Raw genomic sequence first — 21,205 nt, 5'->3', positions numbered from 1 at the left:
TTAATGATTTAACATCTCTATTATCTCTCCAATATTTTTCTCTTGATCTTTAAGTGTTATCATTTGAATTTGAAGATTTTCCAATATAGGTTTTACCTTTATTCCAAAATCGCCAGACACCACTTTGCTTACCTTTCGAGATGCAATAAACTGTACCGATGCTGGTCCTGCTCCGTCTGGAGCATCTTTGTTTGGATTTGGAAAGTACTCAGTTGATTTGGTTTCTGTATCGTAAATTACGAAATAAGCGCAACGTCCAAAACGTTGGTCAAGCTTTGATTCTAAACTGTTTCCTGTTGATGTTATTGCTACCTTCATTGTTAATTTAAATATTTATAGGTTTTATTTATAATTCAGTGTTGCAGTCGGCGCAAACATTTTGCGAACGCAGTTGTCCGCGCCTTTTTGCAATTTTATGGCCACATCTGATACAATAACAATATTCTGTTACCTCTTGAATATCAGATTGGCTATTCTCTTTTAGTGCTTCGATATTTTTCGAGCCACATAGTGCACATTCGGTTATTTCAACACTTTGGTTTTGATTATTAAACTGACATTTGCACGATTTGCAGTAATACCAATTACTATCAAAATAAATCTTCCCCCCCTCGATTGATATTGTGCGTCCTTCGACAAAAGCTTTTGCCAATTTTTGACGCACTGACATATAGATTCTTGTAAAAGTAGAGCGAGAAATATTCATCAACTCCGCTGCCTGATGGTGGTTTAAACCATCATAGTCGCAAAGTTTCAATGCTTCATACTCCTCAACCAACAAAAGGACTGGTTCGGTTTGGGGTTTTATTTGTCCTCCAAATGGCATAAAACCATTTATCGGTGGCATTTCTATAACTTTTCTCCAATTTCTACGACGTAACTGCATAATACAAAATTATGAACATATGTTCATGCAAATATAATAAACATATGTTTATTATGCAAATTTTATTCGGTTTTATACTTTTTCTTTTTTATATCTAGAGACACAGAAAGCCAACTGTTTTATTATAAAACAGTTGGCTTTCTGTGCTCAAGCATATATCACAAACTATTTCAGCTGTACCTTAGAAGTTAAAAAATATTGCTATCCGATAAAGCAATATTTGGAAAACTATTCGATAAGAAATGTTGTTAACAAACTATTTCTTAGTTGTAAAACTGATTGCGGGAGCGTAAACCATCCCTACATCGTTAATAGCGTATGCCCTTACGTAATATGTAGTAGCAGGTGTTAATTCTGTCATCAGACAGAAAAAATCTGTGTACTCTCCTAAGCCTGCAATTTTATTATCTTTAATTGTTGGGGTGGAATGAGTTGCCCAGCATACTCCAAACTCTGTAGGAGGGCTTACTTTTGTATTAGCAAATTCGCCGCCTGTTATGGCTGAGTTGGAGGTAATACTGGTTGCTCTTTTAGTTCTTACTGTAAACTTATTTTCTTTGCTACAGCCGTACAGAAGCAGCAGAATCAAAGCACTTGAAAGTAATGATAAAAATATGTTTTTCTTCATCTCTATTGTTTTTTAAACTATTATTTTACATGAAACATTATAAATGTTGTTTATGTTTACTGTGTCAAAGTTATTGAAAAATAAATAAATAAAGAATTTATTCAATTATATTTAATGGTTTATATTTCAACTCAATGTCAAAAACAATCATTTCGGCATTATGTTGTTGATAAATATACTTTTTCTATTTTAATTTGCTTAACGGTCGTAACTGTTCAAAAATTATTAAATAAGAAATAAATTTGTATATTATTTTAAATAACACTTGTATATTAAAATGAAAAATAACGAGTTACATTTTATAAGTCGGTTATCAACCTATACTTTTAAAACCACGTTAATTCGTGTTTTATTGGTTTCTTTTGTAGGAGCGTTCTTTCTGTTTCTTGCAGAAAACGTTACGACTGAAATAGATGTTAATGTACCGTCATATGTTTACGCTCAGGCTATTGCAGTATTTGTTGTTTTAACCGAAGCTAATGTTTTATTTGATAATTTATCAGAACGTTTTTTCCCTATCCCATCAAAAATCAAAATAAGAGTATTTATACATTTTTGCTTGAGCTTTGCAATCGGATTTTTTGCATTACTATATTTCGATAATTTTAGTGTTTTTGAAGATATTTTTAAGCAAAGAATTGTGTGGCTTATGGTGGTATTGGGACTAATTTTTGTCTTTTTTCTTGTCATGGTTTCCATAACTATTAGAATTACAGAAAAATGGATTTTTTCGCAAAAAGAGATCGACCGACTAAAAGAGGCAAAACTTAAAAGCGATTACAATTCGTTGCAAGATCAATTAAATCCACACTTTTTATTTAATAACTTAAGTGTGCTGAAATCTATGATAATATATGATCCTAAGTCGGCAGTAACTTTTACGCAGAACTTCACCGATGTATATCGTTATGTGCTTCAAAGTGCGCAAAAAACGACTATAGCCCTGACAGATGAGTTAGAGTTTATTAAAGCATATTTGGCTGTCCATAAAGAGCGACTTGGCGATAAGTTGGAAGTTGTATTTGATATTGATCCAGAATCGTTAGATAAACATTTGCCGCCACTATCTCTTCAGCTTCTTGTCGAGAATGCAATAAAACATAATGCTGCCACTCAAAAAAATCCTTTGATGATTGAAGTTACATCCACTAGTGATGAAATTACAGTGAGAAACAATATTTTGCTAAAAGAGACAAGTGACTCGACGGGTAAAGGGTTGACAAACCTTGTTCTACGTTTCGAAATGTTAACAGAAGAAAAGCCCAAGATCGTTTCCGATGATGAGTATTTTACAGTATCGTTACCGTTAATTGAACAAAATTAAAATATAGTATAACCATGCATGTGCTAATAATTGAAGACGAAAAACATAATCAGCGGCTTTTGCAAGGTATGATTAATTCGCTTAGACCGCAATGGACAATAGTTGAGTTGCTTGAGAGTGTCGCCGACAGTATTGAGTGGCTGCAATCTAACAGTGCTGATATTATTTTTATGGACATTCAATTGGCCGACGGTGTATGCTTTTCGATTTTTGAAAAGATTGATGTAACAACACCTGTAATTTTTACCACTGCGTATGACAATTATGCAATTCAAGCATTTAAAGTAAATAGTATAGATTACCTGCTTAAGCCAATAAAAGAGGAGGAGCTGTTGAAATCTATCGAGAAGTTTGAGAGAAATATAGCTTTAATAAGCAAAACCCCAAATTACAAAGAGCTTTACGATATTATTGCAAACAGAGAGAAAAAATATCGTACACGAATTTTAATACATGGAGCCAGAAACTATTTTAAGATAGATGTAAGTTCAGTTGCCTACTTCTATAGCCAGAGCAAACTTACATTTGCAAGAATGAAAGACAGGTCTGAATATCGGGTTGATATGACCCTTGAGTCATTAGAAAAAGAGTTAGATAGCAATGTTTTTTTCCGTACGGGAAGAAACATGTTGGCAAATATCGACTCGATAGTAAGTTTTGAGGACTATTTTGGAGGAAAACTTGTTCTGAAACTCAATCCCCCTTTTGACGAAACAGTAACCGTTAGCCGCCTTAAAAACAGTGCCTTTAAAAAATGGATTGGAAAATAAGTAAAGACGGAGCATGCTCCATCTCTACAACACATTGTTAATTGTTCATTGCTAATTGCTCAGTCCGCTACGCTTTAAAAAAGCCTCAATAGACGGTTCTTCCCCCTTAAATTTTACGTAGAGTTGCATTGGGTGTTCACTTCCTCCTTTTGAAAGGATATTGTCGCGAAAACGCCTAGCAGTCTCTTTATCGAAAATACCGTTTTGTTTGAACAGCGAATAAGCGTCAGCATCTAAAACTTCAGCCCACTTATACCCGTAATATCCTGCTGCATAGCCTCCAGAGAACAGATGTCCAAAAGTAGTACTCATACAAGCACCCTCGACATCGGGGAACAGTTCAAACTTGCTCATTGCCTTATTGTTAAAACTTTCAACATCTTCGTTTAACGGATTTGTTAGCGAATGCCAAGCCATATCAAGAGAGGCAAAACTTAACTGCCTGTCGTTGTAATATCCTGTCAGAAAATTATCGGCTGAAATTAGTTTTTCAATCAGTTCGGTCGGAATTTTTTCACCTGTTTTGTTGTGTGTGGCAAATAAATCGAGCCACTCTTTTTCAATAGCCCAGTTTTCCATTATTTGCGACGGCAATTCAACAAAATCGCGATAAACCGAAGTTCCCGATAAACTTTCATAAGTTACGTCCGATAACATTCCATGCAAAGCATGTCCGAACTCGTGCAAGAAAGTCTCGACTTCACTAAACGTTAATAATGAGGGATTTGAATCTGTTGGTTTAGTAAAATTACATACTAATGAAATCAAAGGTCTTATATCTTTTCCATTACGTACAAACTGTTTTCTAAACGATGTCATCCAGGCACCACTGCCTTTTGATGGACGTGGATGAAAGTCTAAGTAAAGCACTGCCATAAAACGGTTGTCGCTATCGGTTACTTCGTAAGCTTTAACATCGGGGTGATAAACTTCAATTTCGGGATTGTATTTAAAATTTAAACCATATAGTTTATTAGCCAAATCGAAAATGCCCTGCTGAGTTTTTGACAGTTCAAAATATGGCTTTGTCATTTCGTCGTTGATATTGTGCAGATGCATTTTCATTTTTTCTGCGTAATACAACCAGTCCCAACGTTGTAATTCGCCTTCAAACCCTAATGAACGGGCAAATATTTCCATTTCCACTTTCTCTTTTTTAGCAATAGGATGACTGGCTTCGAATATTTCGTTGAGAAAACTGTTGACATTTGTGGCACTTTCTGCCATTCGGTCTTCTAAAACATAGTCGGCGTAAGAGTTATAGCCAAGCATCTTTGAACGTTCAAGCCGTTTGTTTACAATATCTTCGACAATTTTTTTATTGTCGTGTTCATTATTATGGTTACATCGTGAAGCATAAGCCTTGTACATTTGTTCACGTAATTGGCGATTGTCAGCATACTGTATAAACGGATAATAACTGGGTAGGTGTAAGGAAAATACCCATCCCTCCATTTTTCGCTCTTTGGCCTCAAACGCAGCTGCTTCAATAACGCTTTCGGGCAAACCGGAAAGTTGATTGCTGTCGGTAATATGAAGGATAAAATCATTGGTTTCCGCCAAATCGTTTTCATTGTATTGTAGTGATAGTTGTGACAACTCTTTATTTATCTCGCGAAAACGCTCACGCAGTTCAGGAGCCAAGTTAGCACCATTCTTAACAAATCCTTCGTATCTCTTTGTTAAGAGCATTATTTGCTCGTCATTTAGCGATAATTTATCACGATTATCATAAACTTCTTTTATCCGTTTAAATAGGTTTTCGTTTAGGCTGATATCGTTGCTATGTTCAGTTACTAAGGGTGATATTTCTCTTGCAGCTGCCTGCATTTCAGGCGATGTCTCAGCTTCATTCAGATTATAGAAAATACCTAACACCCTTCTTAAAAGTTGACCAGACTCTTCCAAAGCGAGTACAGTGTTCTCAAATGTTGGAGTCTCTTTGTTGTTGGTTATGGCATCAATCTCCTTTTTTGCCTCTGCGATAGCAGCTTTAACAGCCGGGACATAATGTTCGACCTTTATTTTGCTAAATGGGGGAGTTTCGTGAATTCCACTAAAATCGTTTAAAAGGGGGTTGTCGTTTGTGGTTTGATTTGTGCAAGCAGCCATAGCTGTCAATAATGATATGTTAATCATAAATGTTTTGAATTTCATTGTAGTAAATATTTTGAACGAATTAAAAGAATTAATTGTGATAACAAATATTATACAAAATTAATCAAAATTTGTTGGTTATATCTAAAAACAGCGTATTGAGTAAATTAAATATGAAGTATGAGTTTTTTAAAAAATCAATTTTATTTAAAGCTGTTGTTCTAAATTAATTGAGCGACTTATATAAGTTATCAACATGAAATGTTAATAAATAAATTCTCTTTTAAGCCTTAAAAGTTTTAATTTTGAAGAAACGAACATGACAATCTAAACTTAACAAACACAATTATAAAATCCATTAATTTTATAAAACGTATTAGTACTCTATAATCACATTAAAAGATTGTCACGTAAAACATTAAAACATTATTCCAAGTTATGACTTCGTTTACACATCTGCATGTACACTCGCACTACTCTGTTTTAGATGGAGCTTCGCAAATTAAGAAACTGATACTTAAAGCCAAAGCTCTAGGCATGGACAGTATTGCCTTGACCGATCACGGTGCAATGTACGGTATTAAGGAGTTTTATGACACAGCTATTAAAAACGAAATTAAGCCAATAATAGGTATGGAAACCTATGTGGCACGGCGCACACGTCACGACAAGGAGGGGAAGCACGATTCAAGCGGATACCATCTTGTTCTATTGGCAAAAAATGAAACAGGTTACAAAAATTTACTTAAACTCTCTTCGCGTGCCTTTACCGAAGGATTTTACTATCGACCCCGTATTGATAGGGAGCTGTTGGAGCAGTATCACGAAGGACTTATTGCTTCGTCAGCTTGTTTGGGTGGCGAAATACCTCAATTGATTTTGCAAGGCAACGAATCGGCTGTTGATGAGTCAATAGAGTGGTATAAAAACCTGTTTGGAGATGACTTTTATTTAGAAATTATGCTACATCCGGCTGAAGATCCGGCTATCAGACAAGATGTTTACGAAAGGCAAAAAATTGTAAACGAGGCTATTAAGAGACTTGCAGAAAAGCACAATATAAAAGTCATTGCCACTAACGATGTCCACTTTATTGAAGCAGATGACGCCGAATCGCATGACCACCTGCTTTGTATTATGACTGCCAAGAAGTATGATGATCCCACAAGAATGCGATATACGCGTCACGAGTATTTGAAAAGTACGGAAGAGATGCTTGAACTTTTTGCCGACTATCCGCAAGCTATTGAAAATACACGTGAAATTGTAAATAAAATAGAGCATTTTGAATTAAATTCAGAACCGATAATGCCCGATTTTCCTCTACCCGAAGGATTTTCAGACTCAAACGATTACTTGCGGCATATTACATTCGAAGGGGCTTTCGAGCGTTGGGGGAACCCTTTGTCGCCAGAAATTGAAGAGAGGTTAAATTTTGAACTTGACACCATTAAGAAAATGGGCTATCCCGGATATTTTCTTATTGTTGCCGATTTTATCAAAAAAGCACACGAAATGGGGGTAATCGTAGGTCCCGGGCGCGGTTCAGCGGCAGGTTCGGCTGTGGCGTATGCCTGTAAAATTACGAATATCGACCCATTGAAATATGACCTGCTGTTTGAAAGATTTTTGAATCCCGACAGAATTTCAATGCCCGATATTGATATCGATTTTGACGACGAGGGTCGTGAAAAAGTTCTAAACTATGTGGTTGAAAAATACGGCTATAACAGAGTTGCACACATTATAACATTTGGTACAATGGCTGCCAAAATGGCTATTAGAGATGTGGGAAGAAACCTGGATTTTAGTTTGCCTTCTGTAAATCAAATAGCTGGATTTATCCCAGATAGGGTCGATTCTATCGAAAAAGCCATTCAAGAGAGTCCCGATTTGAGTAACATAATGAAAGGGGACGATGAGGGTAAGAAAAAACTTATTTCGATTGCACAAGACCTAGAAGGCACAATCAGACAAACAGGAACACATGCTTGCGGTATTATAATCGGCAAAGATGATTTGGAAAACTATCTCCCAATTTGCAAAGATTCAAGAGCCAATCTCCTGATAACCCAATACGACGGTTCGTATGTAGAGTCTGTGGGAATGCTGAAAATGGACTTTCTAGGATTAAAAACATTGTCGATAATAAAAGAGTGCCTTGAATATATTGAAGCTACCACAGGTAAAGTTATTGATATTGACTCAATTCCATTAGATGATAAAAAAACCTTTGATCTGTTCGGTCGTGGCGAAACAACAGCTCTGTTTCAATTCGAGTCTGCGGGAATGAAAAAGTACTTAAAGCAGCTGAAACCAACTGTTTTCGAAGATTTGGTTGCTATGAATGCTCTTTATAGACCGGGACCAATGGCTTACATACCATCTTTTATAAACCGAAAGCATGGTAGGGAAAAAATCGTTTATGACCATCCGCTTATGGAATCACACTTGCAGTCCACTTATGGGATTACTGTATATCAGGAACAGGTAATGCTTTTGTCGCGAAAGTTGGCAAACTTTACACGAAGTCAATCCGACAACCTTCGTAAAGCAATGGGCAAGAAAGATATCGCCACAATGAGCAGACTCAAAGATAACTTTATTGAGGGGTGTTTAGCAAATGAGAAGTTTATCGAAGGATGTAAGCAAAACAACTCAGAGGCGGAAAAATTAATTGAAAAAATATGGCACGATTGGGAAACGTTTGCACATTATGCATTTAACAAGTCGCACTCTGTTTGCTATGCTTACATTGCTTATCAGACAGCATATTTAAAAGCGCACTATCCATCGCATTTTATGGCAGCTGTGTTAAGCTCGAACCTCAACGATATCAGCAAAATCACAACCATTATGGACGAAGCCCGAAGAATGGGAATTGAAGTTTTTGGACCCGATATCAATATAAGTGTTAAAAAATTTACCGTTGATGAAGATAATAACGTTCGTTTTGGATTAGCTGCAATAAAAGGGGTTGGAGAAAACGTGGTTGAACATTTTGTGCAGTTACGTGAGGAAGATGGACCATTTAAAGATATTTATGATTTTGCCGAACGAGTTGATTTCCACATTGTTAACAAGAAAAATATTGAAGCCTTGGCTGCCGGAGGAGCGTTCGACTCTTTTGGAATATCTCGCAGCGCATACTTTTCTGATAATACAGAAAACAGTTTTATTGATATTTTGACGAGATATGGGACTGCCGTTAGAAACGAAAAAAACAATAAACAGCCTACACTTTTTGGCGATATCAAGGAGATGGAAATACCTAAGCCCAAACTGCCTGAAATTCCGGAGTGGACAAAATCCCACACCTTAAAGCTCGAACGTGATGCTATTGGGATATATTTATCGGCGCACCCATTAGACGATTATAAGTTTGAAATAGAACACTTCACAACTTGTGAAACTGCGGATCTTCAAAATATTGAAAACTTTGTAAATTCAGATGTGGCAATTGCCGGCATTGTTACCTCTGAGCAAGTTAAAGCAACCAAAAATAACGAACCGTATGGCAGGTATGAAATTGAAGACTACACAGGAACGTATGAATTTGCCCTATTCCGGGACAATTATAAAAATTTTAGTCCTTTGTTGCGAAAAGACTTTTTTGTTTTAGTAAAGGGCAGAGTTGAGATTCCCAGGTGGAAAAAAGGTGACGATGTCAGACCTGAATTTTTTGTAAAAGAGATAATAATGCTGTCAGAGATACGCGAAAAATATATAAAACGTGTTAGAATGAAAGTACCCCTGACAGAAATAACCGATGATTTTATTGAAGATTTTGCGAAGATTATTGATAAAACAAAGGGTAATGTAACTGTCACTATTGTCGTAGAAGATAAGGATGACAACCTATTTACTGAATTATATCCAAAAAGAGAAAAAATTATTTTTAATAATAATTTTCTGAAATTTGTAAAAAACTACGATATTGAACTTTCAATAAATTAATATTATGGCAAAGTTATTGTGACAAATATCAGAACGAAAAAATAAATAATTATATAAAGTTTAAACGTTAAAACTATGGCACTTGAATTAACTGAAAGCAACTTCGAAAACGAAGTATTGAAATCTGATAAACCAGTATTAGTAGATTTTTGGGCAGAGTGGTGTGGACCATGTCGCATGATTTCTCCAATTATTGAAGAGATGCATACTGAATTTACAGGCAAAGCAGTTTTGGGTAAAGTTGATGTTGACGCAGCTCCCTCAATTGCAGTTAAATACGGAATTAGAAATATCCCTACCATTCTGTTTTTCAAAAACGGCGAGGTTGTTGATAAACAAGTAGGAGCCGTTTCTAAGGCTGTTTTAACAGAAAAACTTACATCTCTTTTATAGAGAAAAAAAATAAATAATTATAGGCGGTGTCTCATAAGCGCCCAACTGCTGCGTTACTTCGATATTCGGGCTCAGTCACGTACTTCATGTACGCTCCTTCGCCCTTAATCTCAGTGCCTTGCATTTGGACACTTCTGAGCCACCTTACTGCTTTTTTGTAAAATGAGACTTTTGAGACAGCCTCTTTCTTTGTTGGTTGATATAAATGACAGATAATACCGATTGAATGGCTATAATAGTCAAAATTTCGCTATCGCTCTTTTAAACTATGTATCTGTAACATTGGTATAATAATTTTGTATACCATAAAATTATTATTTACAATATGTTGCATTTGTGGTTGTTTTGATGTAGATTTGTACAGACCGAATGTTATGAAACGGACACGACATAATGATTTGAGTTTCATATAACTTTTTTAAAATCAAATAACATTCAAGCGTATGAAAGCAACTTTTACATTAGCACTATTTATGTTCATAGGTATGTTTGCCTTTGGACAAACGGATACAGTCTATTACACTTCTGGTTGTGATAGATCTTTCTATAATGAAGTATATAATTTTCACTTGGGAAATAATACGTTTTTTGCAGAAGGAAGAACCTATGAGAACTGTTGTGGTCAAAACTATCTTGTATATACTATTACCGAAAACGTAATAAAAATCAAAAAAGTGCAAGAGTGTGACTATGCTAATTGCTTGTGTTACTATCCTTTTGATTTTAGTATTGAGGGGTGTACTTTACTTTGCTACAGGGTTATCGTTGAAGGGACTGATGTTGATACAACTGTATGTCAAACATCTAATGTGGGTATTGCAAACAAAGTCCGGAAACCATCAGTTTTAGTTTATCCAAACCCAGCCACGACAAAAGTAACTGTTATGTTGACAGAAAAAGAAAAAGGTAATGCTACATTTGAAATATACAATATTATAGGGCAGAAAGTTTATTCAAGAGAAAAAGTTACAGATACTTTTGAATTTGAAAGAAGTAATATTTCAAAAGGAGCCTATTTCTACAAGCTTATCTGGAAAAATGGTGCGGTTTTGACAGGAAAGATAATTTTCGAGTAGAACTATTGTTGTCTATTTTATAGTTCCAAAGTATCTTTTTATCTGTTGTTCAAGAGATAGTATGAGGTTAGGATTTAGCGCATCTGCGATGATGTGTGCTTTTGAATAGACCGCTTCACGTTTTGCTAATATTTTTTCAACATACTTTTCTAATTCTATTCCCCTAAGATTATCAACAAGAGGGCGTTTTTTTTGCGATTGTGATATCCGTGAAACAATCTCTTTTGGTGGCATTCGGAGATATATACATAGACCATTATTAATGATTATATCCATGTTGTTGTAAAAACATGGTGTTCCACCTCCTGTTGAAATAACCGTATTCTGAAACGATGTTGTTTTGATAATAACTTTTTGTTCATATTCACGAAACCACTCTTCGCCAAGTTGGTCAAACACTTCCTGAACAGTTATTCCTAACTCCTTTTCTATGATATTATCGGTATCGACAAACGACCATCGCATTTTGCGGGCAAGTCGTTTACCCACGGAAGTTTTACCTGCACCCATAAATCCTATCAAATAAACCCTCGACATTATAAATCAAGAGTTAATTGAATAGGCTCGTTACTGTCAGGGTCTTCTCCATTTTCAGTGTTGTCATCAGTTTTATCTTCTATTTCCGGAAGAGGTGCAGAAATTTCGGTAATTTTGGCAATCTTGTAGTTTGAAAGTCGCTTTCCTTTGGCTTTGTCGCTCTTAACTGCAATGAACTCTTCTGCAACTACCTGTTCATCCGGACGATTTTTGTTGCTACCGCCAAACTCAATATTGAACACGGCTTGTGGGTGGTTGCTGATAATCACAATATATGAATCCTCATGCTCCCCAACAATAGAGGATGGTTTGTTTATAGGTTCGGCAGAGAAACGTTTTAAATAAAAGAGTGATAGCTCGGCATCGTAAAACACGCATGAGTAGATTTTTTCCGGCGAGAATTTCTCAATCAAACAGATATTGTCCTCGTAGCGATTTGTGAGTTCGAAGCTTGTAGTTATATATTTTCCGTTTTTGTAAAAAACAATAATTCGGTCTTCGCCCTTAAATTCTCCGAGATAATTTCCGTTGCCATCGTTGTTAAGGCGCATTACAGCAGGGTCGAACCAGGTTTTAAGTCCGCCTAATGTTGATATACCTTTTTCTTGAAGTTGTATTTTATGTATCTCGTTTTTTGATAAAATATTTCCCCTTGCTTGTCGTCCTTTTATGCTAAGAGAACTAAAATCGAATTCGAACGACAGCTTTTTAAGTTTTAATTTCGGTTTTAGAAATATCTTAACCACCTCGGCTTCTCCATTGGGATTTGCAGTGAAATACAATATTTTAGAGCCTTTTTTGCCCATCGTTACATCATACTCTGTATTTCTGCTAACACTACGTACGTTAAAGCGTTTAACGTAGTATGTTCCGCCCATTCCATCGCGGTAAATGGCATTGTATGTTGTTCGGCTGTCGTTCCTACGCCAAACATCAACGTGAATAATATCTTTTCCAATAAATACCTTTGAATCGACTTTAACAACTTTGTATGTGCCGTCGGCGCAGAATGCGATAATGTCATCAATATCAGAGCAGTCGCAGACGTATTCGTCTTTCTTCAACCCTGTTCCAATAAAGCCCTCTTTGTAATTACAGTATAGTTTTTCGTTGTTTGCAACAACCTCTGTAGCTTCAATGGTTTCAAAGTTACGTATTTCGGTTTTACGCTCGCGACCCTTGCCATATTTTTTAGCAATCTGTTCAAACCAGCGGATTGTGTAGGGAACAATATGAACCAAATTGTTTTCCACCTCGTCGATTTCCACCTCAACATCTTTTATATGTTCGTCAGCCTTTTTTATATCAAATTTTGATATTTTTCTAACGGGTTTTTCGGTTAGTTTTAGTAAATCATCTTGTGTGATTTCACGTTTAAGTCTGTCGCGGAATGGGTCAAAACCTCTGTCGATAGCCTCGATTACCTGTTCCCAGGTGTCAGTATCTTTTTCTAAAAGTCTATAAATGCGCTCTTCAAAGAATATTTTTTCCAACGAAGACAGGTGCCAATCCTCGTTTAGTTCAGCTAACCGTATCTCTAATTCGGATTTCAGCAGGTTTAGAGTTCTGTCGGCGGAGTATTTAAGTATCTTGCTTACAGGCAGAAAATGGGGTTTGTTGTCGAATATAACACACGAGTTTGGAGATATGCTGCTTTCGCATGTGGTAAAGGCGTATAATGCATCAATTGTTTGGTCAGGCGAGGTTCCGGATGCAAGATGTACCAAAATTTCTATTTTGTCGGCTGTATTGTCGTCAACCTTTCTAATACGGATTTTGCCACTATCGTTTGCTTTTACAATTGAGTCAATGATTGAGCCAGAGGTGGTACCAAACGGTATTTCAGTAATTTTTAATGTTCTGTTGTCCTCTTTTACAATTTTTGCTCTTACTTTAACTGTTCCACCTCTTAAACCATCGTTGTATTTTGATACGTCAATTAAACCTCCTGTCGAAAAATCGGGATATAGCTCAAAGGGTTGATTTTTAAGATATTTTATACTAGCATCTATCAGTTCGTTAAAGTTATGTGGCAATATTTTCGATGCCAAACCAACTGCAATTCCTTCAACGCCTTGTTCTAGTAACAATGGGAATTTAACGGGAAGCGTTATAGGCTCTTCATTTCGACCATCATAGGAGAGTTTCCACTCGGTAGTTTTGGGATTAAAAACTACGTCGAGTGCAAATTTGCTCAGTCGGGCTTCGATGTATCGAGGTGCTGCTGCGCTGTCACCGGTCAATATATTTCCCCAGTTTCCTTGCGTATCAATTAACAGCTCTTTTTGACCTAATGTTACCAAAGCGTCACCGATTGAGGCATCGCCGTGTGGGTGGAACTGCATTGTTGACCCGATAATATTGGCAACCTTGTTGTATCTGCCATCTTCCATACGGCGCATGGCGTGTAAAATACGCCTTTGTACGGGTTTTAAACCATCGTTTAAGTAGGGAACAGCTCTTTCTAATATAACATACGACGCGTAATCCAAAAACCAGTTTTGATACATACCGGTAAGTTTGGTTGTTTTATCCTGTTCGACCGATTCAGCAGGTTTGTTGGGGTTATCTGAGTCGGACTCTTCAAGATATGGAGTGGTTTCGTCGTACATTCTTAATGTTTTTGATTAAAAATTAGCTGTAAAAATTATATTGCTTCGGGAAGATCCTCCTCAATCCGAAGGTTTTCGACAATAAAATCTTGTCTGTCGGGCGTATTTTTCCCCATGTAAAATGATAGTAGTTCTGATATTTTATCGCCCTTCTTAATGGTCACTGGTTCAAGCTTGATATTATCATCAATAAAAGAACGGAACTCGTCTGGTGATATCTCACCAAGGCCTTTAAAGCGAGTTATTTCGGGCTTTCCCTTCAATTCCGCAATTGCACGTTGACGCTCTTCGTCGTTATAACAATATATGGTTTTCTGTTTGTTCCTAACTCTGAACAGGGGAGTTTGCAGAATATAAAGGTGTCCATTCCGAATCAAATCGGGGAAAAATTGTAAGAAGAAAGTTATAAGTAGCAAGCGTATATGCATTCCATCGACATCGGCGTCAGTGGCAATAATAACCTTATTATATCTTAGGTCGTCTATTGATTCCTCTATGTTAAGTGCCGATTGCAAAAGGTTAAACTCTTCGTTTTCGTAAACAATCTTTTTGGTTAAACCATAGGTATTTAGCGGTTTTCCCCTTAGGCTGAATACTGCTTGAGTGTTAACATCACGTGATTTTGTAATAGAACCACTTGCCGAGTCTCCCTCGGTAATAAAAATTGATGTTTTTTCGTTAAGGGGGTCTTTATCTCCGTAGTGGATACGGCAATCGCGTAGCTTGCGGTTGTTCAGGCTTGTTTTTTTTGCTCTCTCACGCGCTATCTTTCGTATCGATTGCATTGCCTTTCGCTCGCGCTCGGCTCCAAGTATTTTTTGTTGCAACTCTTCTGCAACTTCAGGGTTTTTATGCAAATAGTTGTCGAGATTTTCTTTTACAAAATCTATAACAAAGTTTCTTACCGAAGGACCGTCAGGACCAATATCTTTTGAACCAAGTTTGGTTTTTGTTTGTGATTCAAACATAGGCTCTTGTACACGAATAGCTAAAGCAACTGCAATACCTTGACGAATGTCGGAAGCATCATAATCTTTATTGTAAAACTCGCGTACGGTTTTTACTAACCCTTCGCGCAGAGCCAAAAGATGAGTTCCTCCCTGAACGGTGTTTTGACCATTTACAAAGGTGTGATAATATTCACCATATTGACGAACGTGGGTTAAAGCAAGCTCTATATCTTTACCTTTAAAGTGTATAATTGGATAAATTTTTTCCTCGCTAATGTTTTCTTCTAGTAAATCGGCTAATCCGTTTTTTGATTGGATTTTTGTACCGTTGAATATCAAAGTAAGCCCTGTATTTAAATAGGCGTAGTTTCGTAGTAACGCTTCAACGTGCTCGTAGTTATAACTATAGTTTTTAAAGAGGGAGTCGTCGGCAACAAACAAAACTTCGGTGCCGTTTTTATCTTTACTGGCTTGTATGTCGCTATCAGAAGTTAACTCTCCCGCGCTATAGGTAATATGTCGTTTTTCTCCTTCGCGGAACGATGTAAGTTCAAATTGTGTTGAAAGCGCGTTTACCGCTTTAATACCAACTCCGTTTAATCCAACCGACTTTTGAAAAACTGAGCTATCGTATTTTGCACCTGTGTTCATCTTAGAGGAGACTTCAACAAGTTTCCCGATGGGGATCCCACGTCCATAATCACGAACACGAACGCTGTTTTCGTTAATATCTACTTCGATAGTTTTGCCATAGCCCATCATAAATTCGTCAATAGAGTTGTCAATGACCTCTTTGATAAGTACGTATATGCCGTCGTCGTATGATGTTCCGTCACCGAGCTTTCCGATATACATACCGGGACGTTTTCGGATATGTTCGTTCCATTCGAGTGTTTTAATGCTATCTTCGGAGTATTGTGGGACAGTCATATTATAATATAAGGAAAATTATTGTACCGTGCAAAGATAGCGATAATTGAAGGTTTCTGGAAAATGAGTTTTCAACAAGAAATTCACAATTGCAATGACCAATTAGCGACTTTCAATGAACAATTAAAAATGTATAAATGAAAATTAGTGAGCTAAAATTCAGTTAATTGTGAAGAGAAAATTAGAAAAGCTTGTTTTTATTTCTTAATTTTTTGACAAAAAAAGCTGCCTTTTGGGCAGCTATATGCTTGATTATATTCAATTAACTAATTTGGGTTCTCCTTGTTTTCTGTTGGCACAGGTAGTGTAGGCTGTGTCGTTGGGTTAGTTGTTTGAATATTTTGTACTTTATCTTCTATTGCTGATTTGTACTCTGTCTCTGTTTTTGGAATTGAAGCAACAGACAGAACACAAAGAACAAAGAAAATTCCTGCTAATGTCCATGTTGCCTTTTCAAGAAAATCGGCTGTTTTGCGAACGCCCATAGTTTGAGTGTTGCCTGTAAAGTTTGCTGCTAAACCACCTCCTTTTGAGTTCTGTACTAGCACGATAAGAATAAGCAGGATACAAACTATAAAAATAAGTATGGTTACGAAAATGTACATAATAGTATGCTTTTATTGGTTTTTATTAATTGATTGTTTTATTTTTTCAATCTGGGTTGCAAAGTAACTACTTTTTTCGGGATATTTCAAACTTAATTTTGAATAAATTGCAATTGCTTTGTCAAATAATTTCTGTTTTATGTAAATGTTGGCTAAAGCTTCGGTTAAAAATTCGTGTTTTTCTGTTACTGAATCTTTACTTATGTCTATTTGCGGAGTCTGTTCAGATACTGGTTTTGGAGTTATTTTCGGCTGTTCATTTATAAACTTATCTATCAAAGATAATTGCTGCTCTTTTTGTGAACGGTTTTCGTCTTTATCGGTTGTTTTTATCTTTTTAGGTGGCAATTTTTCGAGCTCTGCAATTGGATCAAAACTTTTAATCTTAGTTGTATCGGGTTTAAAAGAGTGTGATATTTCAAAATCGAAATAGAGCATATCATTCTCTTTTATAAATGCTTCGATCTCAGCAATTTTTAGCCGTGCTTCAATGGAATTGTCAACAATAGTAGTTTCTATTTTAACTGTCCCTGCTTCAGTTGGGTGTAAAGGGCTTGTTTTTGATTGTGGTTGTTTTTGATTTAATAAGCTTACCACAGAGTGCAGGGTTTCGTAAAGCTTTTCTCTGTCGGGCAGATGTGTGGCTGCGAGATGAAGCCTGTTTTTAAATCTGATATCGTGGCGTATATGCAACGTTTTAGCCATTAGCAGATGTGCTGCCTGAAACCAAGGGTATTCAGCCAAAACAGTATCGAGTTCTGAAACAAATTCGTTTTCGATATTGTTAGGATTTTGTAAAATACTGAAAAATTGGTCTGCTTGCATCTGTGTTTTACTCCTAATACTTGTGATAACAAATTACCAATTAACAAATGCCTTGTTAAATATGTCTGTTACTAACTTTTCGACAATCTGCTCTGTTAACGTCTGCTCAACTGATATCAAATCTACACCAGAATCGAAATCTTCATATTGTGAAAAATTGGTTTCAAAATCATTCTTTGGCTCGTATCGGTTTTGAAATTTTACCTTTATCGTAATTGTAAGCCTGTTTTTAGCTGCTACAGTAACTTCTCCTCCCTGCAATGCAACAGGAGAGATGCTGTATCCAACAATGGTGCCTTCAAATTGCATGTCGCCATCAACTCTTGCACTAATTAATGAGGTTGCCGACATTATTTGGTCATTAAGCTTTTCGCTCAATAGTGGCGCCAATTGTGGATTTACAGTCGGAGCCATATTTGAAAATGGTTTTATATAAAATGTTTTTGCCTCTATAGGTATTGACGCTCCTGTAAATGAGTAGTTTACTGTACACGTAGAAAACAAGACAGCGCACAAAACAGTAACTATTGGAGTAACGAAACGTTTATTTGATATCATACTCTTTGATTTTTCTATAGAGTGTTCTTTCTGATATTCCTAACTCTTCAGCGGCAAGTTTTCGTTTACCGTTATGCCTGTTTAGAGCTTTTTGTATCAACTCTTTCTCTTTATCAATTAATGAAAGTGACTCTTCTTCAACCTCTAAAGTGTCCTCAATTATCGAATCTTTTGGAATAATTGACTCGGGTTGGGGAGTTGGTTGAAAAATTGGTGTTTCAATAGGTTTAACAGGCAATTTGCTTATTTGAGTATCAAAAATTTCAGCTTGTGGCTCATATGTTGGCTTTGTGACAGGCTCTTTGCCGTCTAGCATTGAGTAAACCATTTGTCTAAGATCGTGAACCTCTTTTCGCATATCGAACAAGATTTTAAACAATATTTCACGTTCGGTATGTGATTCGGGTTCTCGCCCTTGTGTACTTAAGGTTGGTAGGGTTGTGGTGTTTATCTCAGGGAGATAATTAGCTATTTTTTCTGGAGTTAGTAGTCTCTCTTTTTCAATAATTGACATTTGCTCCACAACGTTTTTTAACTGTCTGATATTTCCTGGCCAACGATAGTTTTCAATCATATGAAGTGCTTCGGGGGTCAATCTTATGGGATCAAATTTATATTTATCAGCAGTTTCACTTGCAAAGAATGTAAACAGGGCAAAAATATCTTCCTTCCTTTCCCGCAGTGCCGGAAGCCTTATGGGTACAGTATTAAGTCTGTAATAGAGGTCTTCGCGGAACTTTCCCTGTTGAACGGCTTTTTCAAGGTTTACGTTTGTGGCAGCAACAATACGTGTATCTGTTTTTTGTACTTTAGAAGAGCCTACACGTATATATTCGCCAGTTTCTAAAATTCGTAGAAGTCTTACTTGGGTTTGTGCCGGAAGTTCTCCAACTTCATCAAGGAAAATAGTTCCTCCGTCCGCTACTTCAAAATATCCTTTTCGCGCATCAATTGCTCCGGTAAATGCTCCTTTCTCATGTCCAAATAGTTCGGAATCGATTGTGCCTTCGGGTATTGCGCCACAGTTGACAGCAATATATTGTTTATGTTTTCGGATACTGTGTTGATGTATTATTTTTGGAAAAAACTCTTTTCCTGTGCCACTTTCTCCCACAATCAGGACAGACATTTCGGTAGGTGCTACTTGCAATGCGGTTTTTATAGCACGGTCAATTCCGGGACTGTTTCCAACAATTCCAAACCTTTGTTTAACACTTAATAATTCTCGACTCATAAAATGATTTTATTACTGACAAAATTACATGTTTTATATTAAAACTCAAAAATAATAATTTGGTTTATTAGGTATCAGGTCGTGTGTTAGGATAAAAAAGGTTGCCCGTTATTTTTTCGAGCAACCCTTTTGAGATATATTTAAGTTTAATAATGAACTGGGATTACATCATGTCCATTCCGCCACCCATTCCGCCGCCCATTGGAGGCATAGCCGGTTTGTCTTCAACCTCTTCAGCAATTACACATTCTGTTGTTAAGAACATTCCTGCTATTGATGCAGAGTTAATAAGTGCAACGCGTGCTACTTTAGTTGGGTCAATAACACCAGCTTTAAACAGGCTTTGGTATTCGTTTGTACGAGCGTTGTATCCGAAATCGTCTTTACCCTCTTTAACTCTTTGTACGATTACTGCTCCCTCTTCTCCTGCATTGGCAACTATTTGACGTAGAGGCTCTTCGATTGCACGGCGAACAATTGAAATACCTGTGGTTTCGTCAGTCGTATCGCCAACAACGCCTTCAAGCTCTTTTATTGCTCTGATATATGCTGTACCACCGCCGGGGATAATTCCCTCTTCAACAGCTGCGCGTGTTGCGTGTAGAGCATCGTCAACGCGGTCTTTTGCTTCTTTCATCTCTACCTCACTAGCTGCACCGATGTAAAGAACAGCAACGCCGCCTGCTAATTTAGCCAAACGCTCTTGTAGTTTTTCGCGATCATAGTCTGATGTTGTTGTTTCAATTTGTTTGCGAATTTGTGCAACTCTTGCTTGAATTTGCTCTTTTGCTCCTGCTCCGTTGACAATTGTTGTATTCTCTTTATCAACAGTAATTTTTTCTGCTTTACCTAACATGTCGAGGGTTGTGTTTTCCAATTTCATACCCTTTTCGTCGCTGATTACAACGCCACCTGTAAGGATAGCAATATCTTCTAACATCTCTTTGCGGCGGTCTCCAAATCCAGGAGCTTTAACAGCAGCAACTTTAAGCGCACCACGAATACGGTTAACTACTAATGTAGCAAGAGCTTCGCCATCAATATCTTCTGCAATAATCAAAAGAGGTTTTCCTTGTTGTGCAACAGGCTCTAAAATTGGAAGTAAATCCTTCATAGTGCTGATTTTCTTGTCATAAATCAAGATTAAAGGATTATCCAAATTAGCTTCCATTTTATCGGAGTTGGTTATGAAATACGGAGATATATATCCACGGTCGAATTGCATTCCCTCAACAACTTCAACAGTCGTATCGATTCCTTTTGCCTCTTCAACTGTTATAACACCCTCTTTTTTAACTTTTTGCATTGCTTCGGCAATTAATTTACCTATTGCAACATCGTTGTTTGCTGAGATACGTGCAACTTGTTCAATTTTTTCTATATCTTCACCAACTTCTTGTGACATCGATTTTATTTTGTCAACAACTATCTTCACAGCTTTGTCAATACCACGTTTCAACTCCATTGGATTTGCGCCTGCGGTAACGTTTTTCAAGCCTTCATGAATCATTGCTTGTGCAAGTATTGTTGCTGTAGTTGTTCCGTCACCTGCGTCATCGGCGGTTTTTGAAGCAACCTCTTTAATCATTTGTGCTCCGATATTTGCTAAAGGATCTTTTAGTTCAATCTCTTTTGCAACAGTTACACCATCTTTTGTGATTTGAGGTGCGCCAAATTTCTTTTCGATAACTACGTTGCGACCTTTTGGTCCAAGTGTTATTTTTACTGCATTCGCCAACTCATCAACACCTACTTTAATTGATGAACGTGCATCTTGATTAAATTTTATTTGTTTTGCCATAATTTTTTAGATTTTTAATTTT

Annotated in this window: 17 protein-coding genes; 5 read left to right on the top strand and 12 right to left on the bottom strand. The window is 36.7% G+C overall.

Going from position 1 to position 21,205, the window contains the following annotated elements:
- From GX311_04790 to GX311_04780, 3 genes are all read right to left on the bottom strand, one after another.
- The gene (locus GX311_04790; GenBank protein NLK15695.1) at window positions 1-318 is read right to left on the bottom strand and encodes a hypothetical protein; all 318 of its coding nucleotides are present in this window, start codon (window positions 316-318) and stop codon (window positions 1-3) included.
- A 28-nt stretch (window positions 319-346) separates the two neighbouring features.
- Window positions 347-886 carry a DUF134 domain-containing protein gene (locus GX311_04785; GenBank protein ID NLK15694.1) on the bottom strand — a complete coding sequence of 180 codons (540 nt, stop codon included), beginning with the start codon at window positions 884-886 and terminating at the stop codon, window positions 347-349.
- Window positions 887-1,142: 256 nt separating this feature from the next.
- A complete protein-coding gene (locus tag GX311_04780; protein NLK15693.1) occupies window positions 1,143-1,514 on the bottom strand; it encodes a hypothetical protein in 372 nt (123 codons plus the stop codon).
- Window positions 1,515-1,791: 277 nt separating this feature from the next.
- Here GX311_04780 and GX311_04775 point away from each other — a divergent pair, with 277 nt between their 5' ends.
- Together GX311_04775 and GX311_04770 are read left to right on the top strand one after the other, a co-directional pair.
- On the top strand, window positions 1,792-2,838 hold the full coding sequence (locus tag GX311_04775) for a histidine kinase (protein NLK15692.1): 1,047 nt from the start codon (window positions 1,792-1,794) through the stop codon (window positions 2,836-2,838).
- 14 nt (window positions 2,839-2,852) lie between these two features.
- Window positions 2,853-3,608: a response regulator transcription factor gene (locus tag GX311_04770; protein ID NLK15691.1), complete on the top strand. Its 756-nt coding sequence runs from the start codon at window positions 2,853-2,855 to the stop codon at window positions 3,606-3,608.
- A gap of 51 nt (window positions 3,609-3,659) precedes the next feature.
- On the opposite strand, the gene GX311_04765 is transcribed toward GX311_04770, so the two are convergent.
- Window positions 3,660-5,765, bottom strand: coding sequence for a M3 family metallopeptidase (locus GX311_04765; protein ID NLK15690.1), 2,106 nt, complete (start codon window positions 5,763-5,765; stop codon window positions 3,660-3,662).
- 378 nt (window positions 5,766-6,143) lie between these two features.
- Here GX311_04765 and dnaE point away from each other — a divergent pair, with 378 nt between their 5' ends.
- The 3 genes from dnaE (at window position 6,144) to GX311_04750 (ending at window position 11,131) form a co-directional block, all read left to right on the top strand.
- Window positions 6,144-9,662, top strand: coding sequence for a DNA polymerase III subunit alpha (dnaE, locus tag GX311_04760; GenBank protein NLK15689.1), 3,519 nt, complete (start codon window positions 6,144-6,146; stop codon window positions 9,660-9,662).
- Window positions 9,663-9,737: 75 nt separating this feature from the next.
- Window positions 9,738-10,055 carry a thioredoxin gene (gene trxA, locus GX311_04755; GenBank protein ID NLK15688.1) on the top strand — a complete coding sequence of 106 codons (318 nt, stop codon included), beginning with the start codon at window positions 9,738-9,740 and terminating at the stop codon, window positions 10,053-10,055.
- Window positions 10,056-10,498: 443 nt separating this feature from the next.
- Complete coding sequence (locus GX311_04750) at window positions 10,499-11,131, top strand: T9SS type A sorting domain-containing protein (GenBank protein NLK15687.1); 633 nt, start codon at window positions 10,499-10,501, stop codon at window positions 11,129-11,131.
- Window positions 11,132-11,143: 12 nt separating this feature from the next.
- Here GX311_04750 and GX311_04745 read toward each other — a convergent pair whose 3' ends face one another.
- From GX311_04745 to groL, 8 genes are all read right to left on the bottom strand, one after another.
- Window positions 11,144-11,668 carry a shikimate kinase gene (locus GX311_04745; GenBank protein NLK15686.1) on the bottom strand — a complete coding sequence of 175 codons (525 nt, stop codon included), beginning with the start codon at window positions 11,666-11,668 and terminating at the stop codon, window positions 11,144-11,146.
- The gene (locus GX311_04740; GenBank protein NLK15685.1) at window positions 11,668-14,280 is read right to left on the bottom strand and encodes a DNA gyrase/topoisomerase IV subunit A; all 2,613 of its coding nucleotides are present in this window, start codon (window positions 14,278-14,280) and stop codon (window positions 11,668-11,670) included. Before GX311_04740 ends, GX311_04745 begins: the two co-directional genes overlap by 1 nt.
- A gap of 35 nt (window positions 14,281-14,315) precedes the next feature.
- Window positions 14,316-16,160, bottom strand: coding sequence for a type IIA DNA topoisomerase subunit B (locus GX311_04735; protein ID NLK15684.1), 1,845 nt, complete (start codon window positions 16,158-16,160; stop codon window positions 14,316-14,318).
- 266 nt (window positions 16,161-16,426) lie between these two features.
- Window positions 16,427-16,765: a preprotein translocase subunit SecG gene (secG, locus tag GX311_04730; protein NLK15683.1), complete on the bottom strand. Its 339-nt coding sequence runs from the start codon at window positions 16,763-16,765 to the stop codon at window positions 16,427-16,429.
- Window positions 16,766-16,777: 12 nt separating this feature from the next.
- Window positions 16,778-17,590: a hypothetical protein gene (locus GX311_04725; GenBank protein ID NLK15682.1), complete on the bottom strand. Its 813-nt coding sequence runs from the start codon at window positions 17,588-17,590 to the stop codon at window positions 16,778-16,780.
- A gap of 33 nt (window positions 17,591-17,623) precedes the next feature.
- The gene (locus tag GX311_04720; protein ID NLK15681.1) at window positions 17,624-18,148 is read right to left on the bottom strand and encodes an LptE family protein; all 525 of its coding nucleotides are present in this window, start codon (window positions 18,146-18,148) and stop codon (window positions 17,624-17,626) included.
- Entirely contained in the window at window positions 18,135-19,382 is a 1,248-nt protein-coding gene (locus GX311_04715; protein NLK15680.1) for a sigma-54-dependent Fis family transcriptional regulator, read from the bottom strand. Before GX311_04715 ends, GX311_04720 begins: the two co-directional genes overlap by 14 nt.
- 163 nt (window positions 19,383-19,545) lie before the next feature.
- Entirely contained in the window at window positions 19,546-21,183 is a 1,638-nt protein-coding gene (gene groL, locus GX311_04710; GenBank protein NLK15679.1) for a chaperonin GroEL, read from the bottom strand.
- Window positions 21,184-21,205 lie beyond the last annotated feature (22 nt).

The sequence above is a fragment of the Bacteroidales bacterium genome (assembly GCA_012519055.1).
Lineage (GTDB): Bacteria > Bacteroidota > Bacteroidia > Bacteroidales > Salinivirgaceae > JAAYQU01.
Note: the sequence above shows the minus strand (reverse complement) of the source record. Positions and strands in the feature narration are given on the sequence as shown.